This window comes from Mesorhizobium waitakense (assembly GCF_056431085.1).
Window position 1 is genome coordinate 161,739 of sequence record NZ_JBWKME010000016.1, and the last position, 19,082, is coordinate 180,820.

Genomic DNA, 19,082 nt, shown 5'->3' on the forward strand with positions numbered 1-19,082 from the left:
CTTGAACATCTCTCTCTTTTCCATACAAGGTCATCGAAGATTCCACCAAGACGGGTGGCGGTCAAAATGGAACTTCAATGAACCTTCCCATCTTCGCCATCAACCTCGATCGCGAGACCGGTCGCTGGAGCGAACTGCGCGCCAGCGCTGAAGCGGCCGGCCTGACCTTGCAGCGCGTTGCGGCCATCGACGGCCGCGCGCTTGCCAGGGCGGACTGGACGGAGATCGATCTTCCAACCGCGCGCAAGTTGAGCGGGCGCGACATTCTGCCCGGCGAATATGCCTGTTACCGCAGCCATATCCACGCGCTGGAAACGTTCCTGGCCGGTGGCGGCGCCTATGGCCTGATTGTCGAGGACGACATCCTCTTCAGCGAAGACACCACAAAGCGCATCGAGGCCATCATCGCCGCGGTGCCGGATTTCGACGTCATCAAGCTGGCCAACCACCGTATCAGCCTGTTCCTGCGCGCCGTCGAGACGACGGAGGGCGACGAGATCGGTCGCGCGCTGCATGGCCCGCAAGGCTCCGCCGCCGCCTATCTGGTGACGCGGGAGGGCGCGCAGGGGTTGTTGTCGGCGCTCGCGGTGATGAAAATGCCGTGGGACGTCGCCATCGAACGATTTTGGGATACCGGCCTGAAGGTCTATACGGTCCGCAAGAACGTGCTTGGCTTCGCCAGGAGCAGCGCGATCTCCGGCATAGCCGGCCCATCGGGCAGCTACAAATTCGCGCGGTTGCCCTGGCCGCGCCGGCTGAGCGCCGGGGCGTTCCGGGCCAAGGAGTTGCTAAGCCGCCTGCATCACGTCCTGTTGCGTCCACCCCTGCCGCTGGAAACCCCGGACTACGCCAGAGACGACGCGCCGCGCTACAGCGTGCTTCTGGTCTTTGCGACATTCGCCATTCTCGCGATGGCCTCCGCGGTCTGGCGCGAGGCTGACACTTACCGCTTCGCGGGGATGGCACTCGCCGCTGTCGCAGTCATCCGCTGGTTCAGACGGGATCTTTGGACCTACAGCAAGCCACTGATCGGATGGGCCGGCGGTCTCTGCCTGGGTTGGACACTTTATGTCCTCATAAGGCTGGCGATCGTCTATTTCGGCACCCACCAGCTGGGTGCCGCCGAAGGCATCTACCTGTTTCCGCTGTTTTATGCGACGACCGGCTTCGCCCTCTTGCTGTTTGTCAGGCAGCCTGGGCAGCTCGTCCTCTGGTTCATGATCCTCAGTCTTGTCTTCCTCGCGGCGGACACCGGCTATTCGGACATCCTTCACGGAACCAGACCGGAGCCGTGGCTTTTCAACAATCCCATTCACGCGTCGGTGGCGGCTGGTTTCATCTTCCTTTGCACGCTGCAATTCATGGCATACACGGCCCAAAGAACGGACCTGAACAAGGTAACCAGGAGCCTGCACTGGGCACTGTCGACCGCCGTCCTGCTGTTTGCCTTCGCCAACATCATTGCGCTGCGGTCGAAAGGCGTCTGGCTTGCGCTCGCGCTCGTCCTGCTCCTGCTGGCGGTCATGACGCTGGCGAGAGGCCATCGCCGCGAGCTGATGATCGGAGGCGGCGTGCTGGCAATCGTTGCTGCCAGCGTTCTCGCCATGCACAATATCTTCTGGTCCACCGCCGGCGACACCATGATCTTCGTCAAGAACCTGGTTTCGGATGCCCTGAGCCATGGCGTCCTCCCGGCCTTCGACCGCGCCATCGCCAGCAATACGGTTCCCTTAGCGGCCAGGGAACGGCTGATGCTGTGGGCCGATGCGATCGAGGTCTGGAAACGCCACCCGATCTTCGGAGCCAGTTCCAGCTGGCTCACCGAATGGCAGAACAGAACCTATCATCCCATGATCTTCAACGTCTTCCACAACGGCTATCTGGAGATAGCCGTGCGCTATGGCGTGGTCGGACTGGCGTTCTTCGGCCTACTCTACACCTGGTCATCCAGGCAGGTCCTTCTGGCCATGCGGGCCAAGCTTGTCGCTCCGGCCGTATGGTCCTGCTACATCTCAACGCTGGTCTTCTTCGCCCTCACCGTTCTCAGCAATTCGAACAACCGGCTGGCGATCGGCGAGGCCTTCATGTGGCTCGCTGCCGCATTCGGCTTCTATTGTTTCTATCTTCGCCAGCAGAAGAACCTTGTCGAGCCGAGAACCTATTTTTGATGCATGTCGCCCAAAAGCGGCCCCGAGCTTGGGGCAACGACATGCATAAAAACAAAGACTTGAAGCGCGGCGCCTGAATCCGTTTCAACGCGACGCGCTTTAGATCGCCGGCGCGTCGCGCGGCGGCTCAGCTTGCTTCGCGCATCGCTTCGGCGGCCTGCAGGTCGACCGACACGAGCTGGCTGACGCCCTGCTCGGCCATCGTGACGCCGAACAGCCGGTTCATGCGCGCCATGGTGATCGGGTTGTGGGTGATGATGACGAAACGCGTCTCGGTGGTAGCGGCCATCTCGTCCATCAGATTGCAGAAACGCTCGACATTGTGATCGTCGAGCGGTGCGTCGACTTCGTCGAGCACGCAGATCGGCGCCGGATTGGTCAGAAACACGGCAAAGATCAGCGACATCGCCGTCAACGCCTGCTCGCCACCGGACAGCAGCGTCATGGTCTGCGGCTTCTTGCCGGGCGGGCGGGCCAGGATTTCAAGCCCGGCCTCGAGCGGATCGTCGGATTCGATCAGCTGCAATTCCGCCGTGCCGCCGCCGAACAGATGCGAGAACAGCCGCTGGAAGTGGCTGTTGACCACGTCGAAGGCGGCAAGCAACCGCTCGCGGCCTTCGCGGTTCAGGCTCTGGATCGCTTGCCTGAGCTTGCGGATCGCCTCGATGATGTCCTCGCGTTCCGACACGATCGTCTCCAGCCGGTCGGAAAGCTCCTTCTGCTCTTCCTCGGCACGAAGATTGACGGCGCCGAGCCGTTCGCGCTCGATCTTCAGCCGGTCGAGCTGGCGCTCGATCTCGGCCATCTCCGGCATCGGGCTGTCGGCCTCCAGACCGGTATGGCGGATGACCAGATGCGGCGGCGTGTTCAGCGTTTCCTGGATGCGCGCCTCGACCTCCAGCCGGCGTTCGTCGGCCGCGGTCAGCCGCTCTTCGGCGCGGACGCGGGTCTCGCGTGCCTCGGCCAGCGACTGGATCGCGCCGGTGGCCGCCTTGTCCATTTCGGATTGCCGGTTTTCCGCTTCCTGCAGACGGTCGGCGGCGGCCTTGCGCAAGGTCTCGGCCTCCGTCAGCTGTGACAGCAAGGCGCGCCGCTTGGCGTCGATTTCATCGGGCGCATCGGCCAGCCGCTCGCGTTCGGCCTCGGCCTCGGCCTTGCGTTCGCCAAGCGATGCGATCTGCGTCGAGGCGTTCTCGGCCCGCTCCAGCCAGTTGCTGCGCTCGGCGCCAATGGCATCGAGCCGGCGCGTGCGCGCCTCGGCTTCGCGGCGCAGTCCCTCATGCACGGCACGCGCATCGGCAAGCGTGGCACGATCGCGGGCGACATTGGCCGCGGACTGTTCGAGCTGCAATTGCAAATCACCGAGATCGGGCGCGTCCTGCAGCAGCATTTCGGCCTCCGCGAAGGCCGCCGAAGTCTCCTCATGGCTGTCGACGATACGGGCGCGCGCCTCATCCAGGGCCGCGCGCCGGCTCGCCAATTCGCCGCCGGCCTTTTCAGCCTCGGCCAGCGCGTTGCGGGCGGCGTCCAGCCGATGCTGGGCGTCACGCCCAGCCTGGCGCGCGTTGCGCTCGGTCTCGCTCGCCAGGCGAAGCGCCTGTTCGGCCTGGGCCAGTGCCTCCTCGGCCTGACGCAGGACGAGCGTCGCCTGCACCGCTTCGGCATCGAGTTCGGCCAGCCGGTTCTTCTGCGCCAGCCGTTGCGCGGCGGCGGTCGGCGCGTCGGCACTGGCGGTAAAGCCGTCCCAGCGCCAAAGCGCGCCCTCGCGGCTGACCAGCCGCTGGCCGGGAGCAAGAAGCGCCTGCAACCGGCGGCCATCGCCGGATACAACGATACCGATCTGCGCCAGGCGGCGGGCAAGCTGTGCCGGCGCGTGAACGACGCTGGCAAGGCTCCTGACGCCTTCAGGCAGAGCCGCGTCGCCGGGCTGGATCTCGCTTTCGCCCCAATGCACCGATGCGCTGCGGTCGAGCGGCACGTCGAGATCTTCGCCAAGGGCCGCACCCAGCGCCGTCTCGAAGCCACGCTCGACGCTGATCTGCTCCAGCACGGCCGGGAAGAGATCGCCGCTGGCGGCATTCAGGATCTTGGCCAGCGTGCGCGCTTCGGTCTCGATGCGTGCCAACTCGGCTCTGGCATCCTGCAGCGGCGGCCGGGCAGCGCTTTCGCTGGCGCGGGCATCGATGACCGATTGCTCGGCCTGCGCCACGGCAGCCTCGGCCTCATCCAGCAGCGCCATCGCCTGTTCGACCAGCATGCGCTTCTCGGCCGGATCCGGCAGGCCGGCGACCTTGGAGAGGATATCAGACAGTTCCCGGTCGACATCGGCAAGCTGACGGCCGAAACGGTCGCGGCGCTCGGCGGTGTCGCGCAGCGTCCGTTCGATCTGGTTGCGCGAGGCGGCAGCCTCGGCCCGCTCGGCGGTCAGCGCGGCGAGTTTGGCTTCGCTTGCCGAAAGCGTCGATGCTGCCTGTTCGAAAGCCGCGCGGGTGCTGGCTTCGCGCTCGGCGGCACCGGCATTTTCGGAATTGAGCGCGGCTTCTTCGGTGCGAAGTCGCTCAAGAATATCCGCATTGTCGCGGACCATGCGCTCCTCGCGCGCAATGTCGCCGTCGAGCTGCTGCAGCCGGCGCTCGAGTTCGGTCTGGCGGGCGCGGATGCGGCCGGCTTCCTCCTCGATCTGCGACCTGGCGATCGACAGGCGCTGGAAGGCGGCGGCAGCGGCGGCTTCCGCGTCGCGCAGCTCCGGCAAGCGGTGGGCGCCAATGCCTTGCTCCCTCGCGGCGGCCATCTGGGCTGCGGCGCGGTCACCGACCAATGCGGTGGCAACAGCCAGCGCCGAGCGCGCCTCGCCTTCCTGTGTCTTGGCCAGTGTCCAGCGCAGATGCAGCAGCGTCGCTTCGGCCTTGCGGATATCGGCCGACAGGTTCTTGAAGCGCGACGCCTGGCGCGCCTGGCGCTTCAGGCTTTCGATCTGGCTTTCCAGCTCGCCGACGACGTCGTCCAGGCGCTCCAGGTTCTGCTCGGCCGCCTTCAGCCGCAACTCGGCCTCGTGGCGACGGGTGTGCAGGCCGGAAATGCCGGCTGCCTCTTCCAGCAAGGCGCGGCGCGCCTGCGGCTTGGCCTGGATCAGTTCGCCGATACGGCCCTGTCCGACCATCGACGGCGAGCGCGCGCCGGTCGACTGGTCGGCGAACAGAAGCTGCACATCTTTTGCGCGCGCTTCCTTGCCGTTGATGCGATAGAGCGAGCCCGCCTCGCGCTCGATGCGGCGCGACACCTGCAACTCATCGGCATCGTTGAAGGCCGCAGGCGCACTGCGGTCGCTGTTGTCGAGGAAAAGCGTGACTTCGGCGGTGTTGCGTGCAGGGCGCGTGCCCGAGCCGGAAAAGATGACGTCGTCCATGCCGGACGCGCGCATGTTCTTGTAGGAGCTTTCGCCCATCACCCAGCGCAGCGCCTCGACCAGGTTCGACTTGCCGCAGCCATTCGGCCCGACAATGCCCGTCAGGCCGCGCTCGATGACGAACTCGCCGGGCTCGACGAAGGACTTGAAACCAAGGAGGCGAAGGCGCGAAAACTTCATTCGCGCCGCCCACTAAGCGGATCCAGCAAAGATGTGCCGCGGTTTTGCGAGGAGAATCCACGGCAAGGCAAATGGGCAACCAGCGCCGGGCGCGGCCGCTTCGACGCTGCCTGAGCGTCAGAGCAGAGGGTCGATGATGGCCGACATTTCCGCAATCGACATCGCCCCCTTGTAGGTCTTACCGTTGATGAAGAAGGTCGGTGTCGAGTCGACCTTGAATTCATTGGCGCCGCGCTTTTGGACCGATCTCACATCGTCCAGAAGTTTCTGGTCCGTCAAGCACGCCTCGAAGGACTCCTGTGTAAAACCGGCCAGCTTGGATATCTGCAGCAGCGCATCCTTGGTATTGGGCACTCCAACCCAGTTCGCCTGCTGCCTGAACAGCACGTCCACCATCGGGAAATAGTTATCCTTGGCGCAACGCGCCAGCATGAATCCGGCTTCAGCGCTTGGATCGAACGGGAATTCGCGCAGGATGTAGCGGGCCTTGCCGGTGTCGATGTACTTGGTCTTCAGGTCCGGAAAAGTGGTCTCGGCGAAATGCGCGCAATGCGGGCAAGTCATCGAGGCGTATTCGACGATGGTGACCTTGGCGTCGTCCTTGCCAAGCTGCTTGTCGGGCAGCGCACCCGGCTTCAGCAGTTCCGCCATATCCACGGTGCCCTGGGCTTCCGGTGCAGTCGCGGCGGCCGGCGTGGCCGGCTTCGCAGGCGCGGCCGGGTCCGCGGGCTTTACATCCGCCGCCTTGGCTTGCTCGTCAGAGTCGCTGCAGGCGGCGAGCAGGGCGACCGCCGGAATGGCGGCCAGCGAAGTCAGGACGTTTCTGCGAGACAAGCTTTGGCCAAACGGGGGACGGTTCATACGAATCACCTGACAAGAGTTGGATTTTGCAATGCAAAGGCACGAAAAGGCGAGAGTTGGCGCGAATTAAGGCATCTCCATCCCCAATCCAATCGCCAAACCTGACAGGGGCGATCACGAATGCGAGATATTGACGACAAATCTATGACTTCCTTTCGCCCAGAATGGTGGCGCCGAGCCTTTCCAGCGAGGCGCGCAGCCCATCATCGTCGACCAGGCCGACGGTCGAGGACAGTTTCGTCTTCTCGGCCGCGGTCAGAGGCCTGAAGGTCGGTTTGCGCTTTCCTTGGTCCGCTGTCACCGGCTTCTGCAGGATCCTGATCCGGCTGATGGCGGTGAAACCGAGGAAGGCGTTGACCCGGTTGATGATCTCGCCGGTCTCGTGCTGCAGATGCAGCGCCGCCATGCCTTCGCAGGCGATGACCAGCACCGCCGGTTCGAACGGATCGTCTTCATGCACGCGGCGCGGCCACTGGATTTTTTCGGGACGCGAGCGGCTGGCAAGGCGTGGCCCGGCGATCTCTTCCCACGACTGGACGAGGCCGATCGAAATGCCGGCCCGCTTGCGCAGTACCGGGTCGAGGATTTTGGTCGCAAGATCGCTGACCGGGACGGGATTGCTGTAAGGCGTTCTCCCTGCCATGTACGTTCTCCAGCCTCCCCAGCATCGGCCAAGGCCAATTCTCGATCAATGGCACCAGCAGACCTGACCCGCAAGACCGCATCCAGAGTTGGTGACGACATCGCGTCCCGCCTGCTCGGCTGGTACGATGTGCATCATCGCGAGTTGCCGTGGCGCATCACGCCGCGTGAGCACGCGCGCGGAATACGGCCTGAGCCCTACCGCATCTGGCTGTCCGAAGTCATGCTGCAACAAACCACCGTTGAAGCGGTGAAGGCCTATTTTCGCGTATTCGTCGAGAAGTGGCCTGATGTCGAGGCGCTTGCCGCCACACCGACCGAGGACGTGATGAAGGCCTGGGCCGGGCTCGGCTACTATTCGCGCGCGCGCAATCTCAAGGCCTGTGCCGACCTGGTGGCCCAGCGCGGCGGCCGGTTTCCCGACACGGAAGCCGGCCTTAGGCAACTGCCCGGCATCGGCGCCTACACATCGGCGGCGATCATGGCGATCGCCTTCGATCGCCCCGCCGCCGTTGTCGACGGCAACGTCGAACGCGTCATCTCCCGGCTGTTTTCGATCACGACGCCGCTGAGCGAAGCCAAGGCCGAGATACGCGCCCATGTCGAGCGCATGGTGCCAGGGACAAGGCCGGGCGACTTCGCCCAGGCGATGATGGATCTCGGCGCCACGATCTGCACGCCACGCCGGCCGCGCTGCATGCTGTGCCCGCTGCGCGAAGATTGCAGCGCGGTCGGTTCAGGTGACCCCGAACATTTCCCGGTGCGGCTGCCCAAGGCCGACAAGCCGCTGCGGCGCGGCGCGGCCTTCGTCGCCGTGCGCGGCGACGGTGCCATTCTGTTGCGCAAACGGGCGGAGAAAGGCCTCCTTGGCGGCATGACCGAAGTGCCGACGACCGCCTGGACAGCGCGGTTCGATGGCGCCACCACGCAAGCGGCCGCACCCTTTCCCGGCAACTGGAAGCCCACGAGACGGATCGCCCATGTCTTCACCCATTTCGCGCTCGAGCTCGACGTGTTCCTCGCCCACACGAACGGCGAGACGCCGGCCGGCCATTTCTGGTCGCTGCCATCAGACATTTCAGGCGAAGCGCTGCCCACTGTCATGAAAAAGGCAATCGAGGCTGCGATACCCGGCGCGACGAAAAAACCGTCGCCACCCAGTGCAAAGAGGCCCCATGACTGAAATCCGCCACATCGTTTTCGACATCGGCAGAGTGCTGATCCACTACGATCCGAATATCCCGTTCAGCCGCCTCATTCCGGATGCCGAAGAGAGAAAGTGGTTCTTCGACAATGTCTGCACGCATGACTGGAACATCGAGCAGGATCGCGGCCGGACATGGCAAGAGGCCGAGGCGCTGCTGATCGCGGAGCATCCCGATCACGCGGAAAACATCCGCAATTTCCGCCGTCACTGGCACGATATGGTGCCGCACGCCTATGACGACAGCGTCGCCATCATGGTCGGCCTGATCGAGAGCGGCCACGACGTGACCATGCTGACCAATTTCGCCACCGACACACTGACCGAGGCGCGCAAACGCTTCGATTTTCTCGAACGGCCGCGCGGCGTCACCATCTCCGGCGAAGTCGGGATGATCAAGCCGGATCGCGGCATCTACGATCATCACGTCACCGCGTTCGGGCTCGAGCCATCGGCCACGCTGTTCATCGACGACAGCCAGAAGAACGTCGACGGCGCCAAGGCGGCCGGCTGGCAAGCGGTGCTGTTCACCGATGCCAAGACGCTTCAGGCAGACCTTGAACGCCTCGGAATCATGGCGTGATTTGAATCGCTTCCGGCGATCCGTTGATACCTTGAGTCAGCGACAATGGTGGCAATTGGCAGGGGTTCAGGCCCCTGCCCGCTCCATGCCGAGCCGGGCAATGCGGCGAAGCTCGTCGATCGGGGTCAGGCCGCCGCTGCGCTCATAGTGCCAGAAGGTCCAGCCGTTGCAGGCATCCAGGCCCTGCACTTCGGCGCCGATCTTGTGGATCGAGCCGGCGCTGTCGCCGATCGCCACGGTGCCGTCGGCGCGCACCTTGGCCGCCCAGCGCTTCTTGGCGTCGTAGAGCGTGGCACCTGGAGTCACCAGCCCGGTGTCGATGAGGCTGACGAAGGCAACGCGCGGCTCGGCGCGCTTGCCGGTGAGCACGGTCAGGTCGGCGCCGTCCAGCGGCCGCACCGCGTCGATGCGCTCGTTGGCGGCATCGATATAGGCCTGCTCCCGCTCGATGCCGACGAAATGGCGGCCAAGCCTTTTGGCCACTGCGCCGGTGGTGCCTGAGCCAAAGAAGGGGTCGAGCACGATGTCGCCGGGTTTGGTCGAGGCCATCATGATGCGCGCGAGCAGCGCTTCCGGCTTCTGCGTCGGATGCAGCTTGTCGCCATTGTCGTTCTTCAGCCGCTCGCCGCCGGTGCAGATCGGAAACAGCCAGTCAGAGCGCATCTGGATGTCGTCGTTCGAGGCCTTCATGGCTTCGTAGTTGAAGGTGTAGCCCTTGCCCTTCTGGTCACGCGACGCCCAGATCATCGTCTCATGCGCATTCTGGAAACGGCGGCCACGGAAATTCGGCATCGGATTGGTCTTGCGCCAGACGACGTCGTTGAGGATCCAGAAGCCCAGGTCCTGCATCTTGGCGCCGACCCGGAAGATGTTGTGATAGGAGCCGATGACCCAGATGGTGCCATTGGGCTTCAGCACCCGCCGCGCCGCCAGCAGCCAGGCGCGGGTGAAGGCGTCGTAGGCCTCGAAGCTCTCGAACTGGTCCCAATCGTCGTCGACGGCATCGACCTTCGACTGGTCGGGCCGGTGCAGGTCACCATCGAGCTGAAGATTGTAGGGCGGATCGGCGAAAATGACGTCGATCGACTTTTCCGGCAGCCGATCGAGCGCGGCAACGCAGTCACCCTTGAGGATCGTGTCCAGCCATTCGGATTGCTGGGGGGCGTGGGATAGCTCGTCGAGAAGACGCACGGCAGACATTCTGACACCCGAGGCACGCGTTACAGTTTTACTCTCTGTTATGGTTACCGATCAGCGTAAATATTCGGTGAAGGCCACCGCGGATCTCCAAATTTGCGAAGGCGGCCCTGTTGGTGTATGCCGCGCCGCCTGAGCCTTCCGAGGCCCTTCATCCTCCCATTGTCCGGATCACCATGCCCCAGCCAGACCTTGTCATATTCGATTGCGACGGCGTCCTCGTCGATTCAGAAATCGTCGCCGCGCGGGTCGAGGCGGAACTGCTGACCTTGGCCGGCTACGAAATATCGGCTGAGGAACTCGCCGAGACCTACGCCGGACTGACGTTCAAGGACATCATGATGCGGGTCGAGGAGAAATCCAGCATCCCGTTCCAGGCCTCGCTGATCGACCGCGCCGAAGACCTCGTCGATCGCAAATTGCGCAGCGACGTCCGCGCCATCGACGGCGCGCGCGAGGCGGTCGCCGCGGTTACCGTGCCGCACTGCGTCTGCTCGAACTCGCGCTCCGAGCGGATCGAATTCATGCTGGAGAAAGTGAACCTGCTGCCGTTTTTCACCGGCCGGATCTTCTCGGCCCTGGAGATACCAAGCAAGAAGACCAAACCGGCGCCCGACGTGTTCCTGTTCGCGGCGGAGAAACTCAACGCCAACCCGGCGAACACATTCGTCATCGAGGATTCCGTGCATGGCGTCCACGGCGCGCGAACGGCCGGCATGCGCGTGATCGGCTTCACCGGCGCAGGCCACAGCTATCCCGGTCATGCCGACGCCTTGACGGAAGCCGGCGCCGAGACGGTCATCCGCCGCTGGGCGGAGCTGAAAAGCGTGATCGCCGCGCTGTCGGAGTGGTCGGCGGACGCCTGAGAGACGTGCGTCGCGACGCGAGACTAGTTCGTGGCGACAGCCTTCTTCCTCTTCTTCGGCTTGTCCGTCGTTGCCTTCGGCGCGGTTTCATCATAGCCGGCAAAGGCCTGATAGTCCTGCGCCGACGGCTCGGGAACGACGACATTGGAATCCGTGAAGACAAACTGCGTCGCGACCGAAGGGTCGGTGACCTGGATCTGATACGGATGGATCTGCGAGTAGAGAACATCCGTGCCATGCATCACTGCGACACGGATCGGCATGGTGATGGTGCCGGGAGAAAATTTCGGTCCGGGCACAACCTTGCCGGCGACCGCGATCTTCATCGTCAACTGCCCGTTGGCGCGCACGCAATCACGGGTCACGTCGCTGATCGACGCCTGGTAGATGATGTTGGCAGACTCATCCGGCGCGGTCGCAGCCGCGTCGGCCGCGGCCTGCGCCTCCTGCGCCTGCTGCTCGGCTTCAGCCTGGTTCCTCGGCTTGCGCACGGACTTCGGCTTGGGCTTCTGGGCGCCCTTGGCATAGGTGTTGAAGAAGGCCGTGCCGTCGCGCACCGTCACTCTGGGACAATAGGCCTGCAACTGGCTGGCCAGGACCTTGGGATCCTGTGGCGGCGGCGGCGCTGTCGGATCCTTCTTGCCGAAACCGAGGTTCAGGATGCCATTGTCGCCCGATTGGCAGCCGGCGGCGGCGAGCATAAAGCCGGTGAGCACAAGACCCGCCAAAAAGCGGCCACTGAATGTACGAAACGCCATGAAACTGCACTTCCCTCTCGCAAAGCTGGTGACGTATATCAACCGCGCGGCAAAAATGCGACTGAGCCAGCGCAGAAATTAACCACCTTGTGGTGAACGGAAAACCCAGCGGTAACGGATTTGTGACATGCACTATGTGAGTACCCGCGGGGAAGCGCCCGTGCTTGGATTTTCGGACGCCGTGCTGGCTGGCCTGGCGCGCGACGGCGGGCTCTACGTGCCGCGCGAGTGGCCGCAGTTTTCCGCTGTCGATATCCGCGCCATGCGCGGCCTTGCCTATCCCGATCTTGCGATCCGCGTGCTGTCGCCCTTCCTTGGCGACGAGATCCCGGCGCCCGTCTTCGAGCGCCTGGTCCGCGAAGCCTATGCCACCTTCCGCCACGAGGCCGTCTGCCCGCTGGTGCAGACCGGCCCCAACACTTTCATCCTGGAACTCTTCCACGGGCCGACGCTCGCCTTCAAGGACGTGGCGATGCAGCTTCTGGCCCGGCTGATGGATCATGTGCTTGCCGAACGCGACCAGCACGCCACCATCGTCGGCGCCACCTCGGGCGATACCGGCGGCGCCGCCATCGATGCCTTTGCCGGACGCAGCCGCACCGACATCTTCATCCTTTTCCCGCATGGCCGCGTCTCGCCGGTGCAGCAGCGGCAGATGACGACGTCGACCGCGCAAAATGTTCATGCGCTGGCCATCGAAGGCAATTTCGACGATTGCCAGGGCTTGCTCAAGGACATGTTCAACGATCACGGCTTTCGCGACCGGGTTGCGCTTTCGGGCGTCAATTCGATCAACTGGGCCCGCATCATGGCCCAGATCGTCTATTATTTCTCCTCGGCGCTGTCGCTGGGCGCGCCGGACAGGCCAGTCTCCTTCACTGTGCCCACCGGCAATTTCGGCGATATCTTCGCCGGCTATGCCGCCAAGAAGATGGGCCTGCCGATCGAGCGGCTGATCATCGCCACCAACGACAACGACATCCTGGCGCGTACTTTCGCAACCGGCGAATACCGCACCAAAGGCGTCTTTGCGACCACTTCGCCGTCAATGGACATCCAGGTGTCGTCGAATTTCGAACGCTTGCTATTCGAGGCCTCCGACCGTGACGCGGCGACCGTGCGGCGCTACATGGACAGTCTCAAGCAGTCCGGCGCTTTCACCATCGAAACCCAGCAAATCGCTGGGATGCAGTCCGAATTCGATGCCGGCCGAGCGACCATGGACGAGGTCGCCGCCACCATCCGTTCGACACTAGCCGGCAGCAACTACCTGCTCGATCCGCACACTGCGGCAGCCGTGCATGTCGCGGCGGGCAAGGCTTCAGGCGCGGTGCCGATGGTGGTGCTTGGCACCGCCCATCCGGCAAAGTTCCCGGCCGCCGTCGAAGCCGCCAGCGGCGTCTTGCCCGCACTGCCCGCATGGCTAGGTGGGTTGATGACATCGGAGGAAAAATACACGGTACTTCCATCCGACCTAAAAATGGTGGAAGATTACGTCGACCGCCGCGCGCGGGCGGCGCGTTAGGGAGTAGTAGCCATATGGGTGTTGAGGTAAGCCGTCTGTCGAACGGCCTGACAGTCGCCACCGAAACCCTTCAAAGCATCGAATCGGTTGCCCTTGGTGCCTGGGTCAAGTCAGGCGCCCGCAATGAACGTGACGAAGAGCATGGCATGGCCCATCTGCTCGAGCACATGGCGTTCAAGGGCACGAAAAGGCGAAGCGCCTTCGAAATCGCCTCGGAGATCGAGGACGTCGGCGGCGAGATCAACGCCGCCACCAGCGTCGAGACCACCTCCTACTATGCCAGGGTGCTCTCCGACGACGTGCCGCTGGCCGTCGACATTCTTGCCGACATCCTGCAGGAGTCCGAGTTCGACCCGCAGGAGCTCGAACGCGAGCAGCACGTGATCCTGCAGGAGATCGGCGCAGCACACGACACGCCCGACGACATCGTCTTCGACCGTTTCACCGAGACGGCCTTCCGCCACCAGACGATCGGCCGCTCTATCCTGGGCACGCCGGAAACCGTCAAATCCTTCACATCGAAGCAGCTGCACGATTTCATCGAACGGCAATATGGCGCCGAGCGCATGGTGATCGTCGCTGCCGGCGACATCAAGCACGACAATTTCGTGCGCGAGGTCGAAAAACAACTCGGCGGCTTCCGCAGCAAGGCCGACAGCACCATCCCGCAATATGCGCAATATGTCGGCGGCGACTTCCGCGAGGACCGCGACCTGATGGACGCGCAGATCGTGCTGGGCTTCGAGGGCCGCGCCTATCATGTGCGCGACTTCTATGCCTCGCAGGTGCTGTCGATGATCCTCGGCGGCGGCATGTCGTCGCGTCTTTTCCAGGAGGTCCGCGAAAAGCGCGGCCTGTGCTATTCGGTCTATGCCTTCCACTGGGGCTTTTCCGACACCGGCGTCTTCGGTGTCCATGCCGCGACCGGCCAGAGCGATATCGCCGAACTGGTGCCGGTCATCATCGACGAACTGCAGAAGGCCGGCGAGAAGATCCTGCAGGAAGAGCTCGACCGGGCGCGCGCACAATATCGCGCCGGGCTGATCATGTCCGCCGAAAGCCCGGCCAGCCGCGCCTCGCAGATCGCACGGCAGCTGCTTCTGTTCGGCCGGCCGATCGCCAAGGAGGAACTGATGGAACGGCTGTCGGCGCTCACGATCGAGCGGCTGACCGACCTGTCGTCGCGGCTGTTCTCGACCAAGCCGACGCTTACAGCTGTCGGGCCTGTGGGTACGCTGGCGCCATACGAGGCGATCCTCGATTCGCTTGCGGGCACGCAGACCGCCACCCGCAAGCTCGCCGTCTAAGCCCCTCAAAGCGTCGTGTTCGCGCTCCCTTTCTTTCGCCGTGACCTGCCGGCGCTGAAGGGTGACCACGTCATGCTGCGCGTGCCCTTCACGAATGACTATCGCGAATGGGCGGCGGTGCGTGGCGAAAGCCGTGCCTTTCTCGAACCATGGGAGCCACGCTGGACTCCCGATGAACTCGACCGCACCGCCTGGCGGCTGCGCATCAGCCGCTACCGCGAAGACTATGCGCAGGGAACTGCAATCGCCTTCTTCATATTCGAAAAGAGCAGCGGCAAGCTGGCGGGCGGCATCACGCTCGGCAACATACGCCATGGTGTCTCGCAAAGCGGCCATGTCGGCTATTGGATCGGCGAGCGCTTTGGCGGTCGTGGCCTGATGACCGACGCGGTCAAGGTGGTGACGCGCTTCGCCTTCGATACGCTGAGGTTGCACCGGATCGAAGCGGCCTGTATTCCCGACAACGCCCGGTCGATCCGCGTGCTTGAAAAAGCCGGATTCCGGCGCGAAGGACTTCTGCGATCCTATCTCAGGATCAACGGCATCTGGCAGGACCACTACCTCTACGCCCGTATCTCGGACGATCCGCCGGGCGCTGGAACGAAGGACTGATTTTGACGAATTTCCTGCGAAACGGGCCGCTGTTCGCCTTTGTCCTCGCGACAATCCTGACGCTGTGCGCGGCAACGTCGGCCTTCGCCGTCGAACCGATCAAGATTGCCCGCGACGACGTCGCGCTGGACCTTTCGGGCGCCGTCGAGATCTACCGGAACCAGGGCGAGAATTTCCAGGTGTCGACCGCTCCCGGACCGGACGGCATCGTTCGGCGCATCGAGGTCGAGGCCAATGATGCGCGCTCGACCGGCGACTGGGCGGTCTTCGCGCTGGCCAACACCACCGACCAGCAGCTCGACCGGCTGATCGTCGCGCCGCATTTCCGGCTGGTGAATTCCGGCATCTTCTGGCCCGATCTCGGCTCGACCCGCATCGCCGCCATCACGCCCAGCGAGGGCTTCGCTCTCGACCGCCAGACCAGCCCTGACGCCGACGTGTTCCGCGTGACGCTGAATCCGGGCACGGTGATCACCTTCATCGCCGAACTGGCTTCGCCGAAACTGCCGCAGGTCTATTTGTGGGACCCGGAATCCTACAAGGACTCGGTCAATTCCTACACGCTGTTTCGCGGCATCGTCATCGGCATCGCCGGCCTGCTGGCGCTGTTCCTGACCATCCTTTTCGTGGTCAAGGGAACCTCGATGTTCCCGGCGACCGCGGCGCTCGCCTGGGCGGTGCTGGCCTATATCTGCGTCGATTTCGGCTTCCTCAACAAGATCATCGAGATCTCGCCCGGCAACGAGCAGATGTGGCGAGCGGGAACGGAGGTGGCACTGGCGGGAACCTTCGTGGTGTTCCTGTTCGCCTATCTCAACCTCAACCGATGGCACGGCCATTTCAGCTATGGCGCGCTGGTCTGGATCCTTGGACTGCTGCTGATCGCCGGCGTCGCCATCGTCGATCCGGCGGTCGCCGCCGGCATCGCCAGGCTGTCCTTCGCCGCAACCGCGCTGACCGGGCTCGGCCTGATCATCTTCCTCGGCATACGCGGCTACGACCGCGCCATCATGCTGGTGCCCAGTTGGGTCATGGTGCTGTTGTGGCTGTGTGGGTCGTGGATGGCGATCACCGGCATGCTCGACAACGACATCGCCCAGCCGGCATTGGGTGGCGGACTGATCCTGATCATCCTTCTGATCGGCTTCACCGTCATGCAGCACGCCTTTGCCGGCGGCGCGCTGCACCAGGGCCTGTTCTCCGACCTCGAGCGGCAGGCGCTGGCAGTGGCCGGATCGGGCGATACGGTGTGGGACTGGGACGTGCTGCGCGACCGCGTCGTCACCAAGCCCGATGTCAGCATCCAGCTCGGCCTGGCGCCAAACAGCCTTGGTGGTGCCGCGCGCAACTGGCTGCCGGTGCTGCATGCCGACGACCGCGACACCTTCCGCACGACGCTCGACGTGGTGCTGGAACACCGGCGCGGCCGGGTGTCGCAGAACTTCCGCCTGCGCGGCGCCGACGGCCACTATCACTGGTTCTCGCTGCGCGCGCGGCCGGTGATCGGGTCGGACGGCGAAGTCATTCGCTGCGTCGGCACCATGGTCGACGTCACCGAGCAGAAGAAATCCGAGGAGCGTCTGCTGCACGATGCCGTGCACGACAATTTGACCGGGCTGCCGAACCGCGAACTGTTGATGAACCGGCTGGAAGCGGTCATCTCGATCGCCCGCACCGAGGAGAAAGTACGCCCAACCGTCTTCGTCATCGACATCGACCGTTTCAAGCAGGTCAATGACGGGCTCGGCATCTCGGCCGGCGACACCATCCTTTTGACCATTGCGCGCCGGCTGCACCGGCTGCTCAAGCCGAAGGATTCGCTGTCGCGCTTTGCCGGCGACCAGTTCGCGCTGATGCTGTTGTCCGAGCAGGATCCGTCCCGCATCGCCGCCGTCGCCGACGCCATCAAGCATGCCATCAACAACCCGATCACCTTTGCCAAGCGCGAGATCGTACTGACCGCATCGATCGGACTGATCACCTGGAACTCGACGCAGATGTCGGCCGAGGACATGGTCAAGGACGCCGAGCTTGCCATGCATCAGGCCAAGCGCTTCGGCGGCGACAGGATCGAGCCGTTCCGCCCGGCCTTCCGCACCGTCGGCACCGACAGGCTGCAGTTCGAATCCGACCTGCGCCGCGCCATCGAGCGGCGCGAATTCACGCTCGCCTATCAGCCGATCGTGCGGCTGGAGGATGGCAGCGTCGCCGGCTTCGAGGCCTTGCTGCGCTGGGACCATCCGCGTCGCGGCATGATCCCGCCAGCGGATTTCATCCCGGTCGCCGAAAGCTGCGGGCTGATCGTGCAGCTCGGCCTGTTCGCCATGCAGCAGGCGGCCGAGGACCTTGCCGGATGGCAAAAGCAGATCGGCGACGCGCCGCTGTCGGTCTCGGTCAACCTGTCCAGCCGCCAGCTCATCCGCCGCGACCTGGTCAGCGATGTCCGCTCGGTCATCGCACGCGCCAATCTGAAGCCGCGCTGCTTCCGGCTCGAGCTCACCGAATCGCTGGTGATGGATAATCCCGAGCAGACGGCCCATGTGCTGACCAAGCTGAAACAGCTCGGCATCGGCCTGTCGCTTGACGATTTCGGCACCGGCTATTCCTCACTGGCTTATCTGACGCGTTTTCCCTTCGACACGATCAAGATCGACAAGAGCTTTGTCGACGACAACACCCCCAAACGCGCGGTGCTGCTCAAATCCATGGTCAACATGGCGCATGAACTCGGCCTGTCCGTGGTCGCCGAGGGTATTTCGGACGAACGCGACGCGCTGGAGTTGCGCCAGATGGGCTGCGAATATGTGCAGAGCTTCATGTTCGGCGCACCGATGCCGGGCGACCAGGTGCTGAAGACGCTGAAAGAGCAGTATCCGCTGACGCAGGCGTGAGAGCCTGTTGGAAGCTCTACTCTGACGGCCATCTGATGATGTTTTCTGCGCTTCCGGTGCTCATGGACCCAAAAGTCCGCCCCGCTCCGGTTCTCGAAACCACCACCATATGACTCGCCAGAGCGAGTTTCGAAACAGGCTCTGGGATGAAGATTCAGGCGTGTCCGGCGGCGAGGCTGAGATGGGCGAGGTCTATGCCGATTGAGGCGAGGATGCGGTCGTACTTGCGCTCAATGTCGGTGTCGAACAGAAGCTCGGCGTTGGCCGGGCAAGTCAGCCAGCCATTCTCGGCGATCTCGGTCTCCAACTGGCCGGCGCCCCAGCCCGAATAGCCGAGCGCCATCAGCGCGTGACGGGGTCCACGGCCAGACGAAATGGCGCGCAATATGTCGACGGTCGCGGTCAGGCAGATGTCGTCCGAAACGGTCAGCGACGATTCCACCCGGTAGTCGCCCGAATGCAGGACAAAGCCGCGGCTGCGATCAACGGGCCCGCCATTGCGCACGACGAAATCGCGGGCCTGCGCCGGCAGGCGGATCGCTTCCTGTTCGTTCATGATGCCCAGTTGCACGAGCAGATCCGGAAACAGCATCTGCTGTGTCTGGTTGATGATCAGGCCCATCGCGCCTTCATCGCTGTGCGCGCAGACGTAGATGACCGAGCGCGTGAAACGGTCGTCCTTCATGCCGGGCATGGCAATCAGGAACTGATCGTCGAGAAAACCGCGGCTGGCGGCTGTCTTCTTGTGGCGCAACAAGTCCATGACAGCAAAGGTAACGCGTTTCCAAAGCGCCGAAAAGATGCACCGTGCGGGATTCGACCAAAGCCTATGTGACCAGGCAGAGCATTCTTCCCTCGAGGTCACGCAAATATGATACCGGC

Annotated in this window: 14 protein-coding genes; 8 read left to right on the forward strand and 6 right to left on the reverse strand. The window is 63.8% G+C overall.

All coding sequences use genetic code 11. The features are described 5' to 3' along the window. Positions 1-77: 77 nt before the first annotated feature. Positions 78-2,168, forward strand: a complete 2,091-nt coding sequence (locus tag AC07FD_RS03320; RefSeq protein WP_478348637.1) for an O-antigen ligase family protein — start codon at positions 78-80, stop codon at positions 2,166-2,168. 127 nt (positions 2,169-2,295) lie between these two features. Here AC07FD_RS03320 and smc read toward each other — a convergent pair whose 3' ends face one another. The 3 genes from smc to AC07FD_RS03335 form a co-directional block, all read right to left on the reverse strand. Beyond that, the gene (gene smc / locus AC07FD_RS03325) at positions 2,296-5,754 is read right to left on the reverse strand and encodes a chromosome segregation protein SMC (RefSeq protein ID WP_478348638.1); all 3,459 of its coding nucleotides are present in this window, start codon (positions 5,752-5,754) and stop codon (positions 2,296-2,298) included. Positions 5,755-5,871: 117 nt separating this feature from the next. Beyond that, entirely contained in the window at positions 5,872-6,615 is a 744-nt protein-coding gene (locus AC07FD_RS03330; RefSeq protein ID WP_095091955.1) for a DsbA family protein, read from the reverse strand. Between the two features lie 142 nt (positions 6,616-6,757). Beyond that, on the reverse strand, positions 6,758-7,258 hold the full coding sequence (locus AC07FD_RS03335) for a DUF721 domain-containing protein (protein ID WP_478348639.1): 501 nt from the start codon (positions 7,256-7,258) through the stop codon (positions 6,758-6,760). 48 nt (positions 7,259-7,306) lie between these two features. Between AC07FD_RS03335 and mutY the strand changes: the two genes are divergently transcribed. Both mutY and AC07FD_RS03345 read left to right on the forward strand, forming a co-directional pair. Further along, on the forward strand, positions 7,307-8,440 hold the full coding sequence (gene mutY / locus AC07FD_RS03340) for an A/G-specific adenine glycosylase (RefSeq protein WP_478348640.1): 1,134 nt from the start codon (positions 7,307-7,309) through the stop codon (positions 8,438-8,440). Continuing rightward, positions 8,433-9,044, forward strand: coding sequence for an HAD family hydrolase (locus AC07FD_RS03345; protein WP_478348641.1), 612 nt, complete (start codon positions 8,433-8,435; stop codon positions 9,042-9,044). The genes mutY and AC07FD_RS03345 overlap by 8 nt, the downstream gene beginning before the upstream one ends. 66 nt (positions 9,045-9,110) lie before the next feature. Here the strand turns inward: AC07FD_RS03345 and AC07FD_RS03350 are convergent, their stop codons facing one another. Next, positions 9,111-10,244, reverse strand: a complete 1,134-nt coding sequence (locus AC07FD_RS03350; protein ID WP_478348642.1) for a DNA methyltransferase — start codon at positions 10,242-10,244, stop codon at positions 9,111-9,113. Between the two features lie 173 nt (positions 10,245-10,417). Here AC07FD_RS03350 and AC07FD_RS03355 point away from each other — a divergent pair, with 173 nt between their 5' ends. Continuing rightward, the gene (locus AC07FD_RS03355) at positions 10,418-11,107 is read left to right on the forward strand and encodes an HAD family hydrolase (RefSeq protein ID WP_478348643.1); all 690 of its coding nucleotides are present in this window, start codon (positions 10,418-10,420) and stop codon (positions 11,105-11,107) included. A gap of 23 nt (positions 11,108-11,130) precedes the next feature. On the opposite strand, the gene AC07FD_RS03360 is transcribed toward AC07FD_RS03355, so the two are convergent. Next, a complete protein-coding gene (locus AC07FD_RS03360; RefSeq protein ID WP_478348644.1) occupies positions 11,131-11,865 on the reverse strand; it encodes a hypothetical protein in 735 nt (244 codons plus the stop codon). Positions 11,866-11,992: 127 nt separating this feature from the next. On the opposite strand from AC07FD_RS03360, the gene thrC reads away from it, so the two are divergent. The 4 genes from thrC to AC07FD_RS03380 are packed head-to-tail and all read left to right on the forward strand — an operon-like array spanning position 11,993 to position 18,200. Next, positions 11,993-13,390, forward strand: coding sequence for a threonine synthase (thrC, locus tag AC07FD_RS03365; protein ID WP_478348645.1), 1,398 nt, complete (start codon positions 11,993-11,995; stop codon positions 13,388-13,390). Between the two features lie 14 nt (positions 13,391-13,404). After that, positions 13,405-14,697, forward strand: a complete 1,293-nt coding sequence (locus tag AC07FD_RS03370; RefSeq protein ID WP_095091948.1) for a M16 family metallopeptidase — start codon at positions 13,405-13,407, stop codon at positions 14,695-14,697. 15 nt (positions 14,698-14,712) lie between these two features. Then, positions 14,713-15,309 carry a GNAT family N-acetyltransferase gene (locus AC07FD_RS03375; protein WP_095091947.1) on the forward strand — a complete coding sequence of 199 codons (597 nt, stop codon included), beginning with the start codon at positions 14,713-14,715 and terminating at the stop codon, positions 15,307-15,309. Between the two features lie 2 nt (positions 15,310-15,311). Beyond that, positions 15,312-18,200: an EAL domain-containing protein gene (locus AC07FD_RS03380; RefSeq protein ID WP_478348646.1), complete on the forward strand. Its 2,889-nt coding sequence runs from the start codon at positions 15,312-15,314 to the stop codon at positions 18,198-18,200. 154 nt (positions 18,201-18,354) lie between these two features. Here AC07FD_RS03380 and AC07FD_RS03385 read toward each other — a convergent pair whose 3' ends face one another. After that, positions 18,355-18,963: a YqgE/AlgH family protein gene (locus AC07FD_RS03385; RefSeq protein WP_091576862.1), complete on the reverse strand. Its 609-nt coding sequence runs from the start codon at positions 18,961-18,963 to the stop codon at positions 18,355-18,357. Positions 18,964-19,082 lie beyond the last annotated feature (119 nt).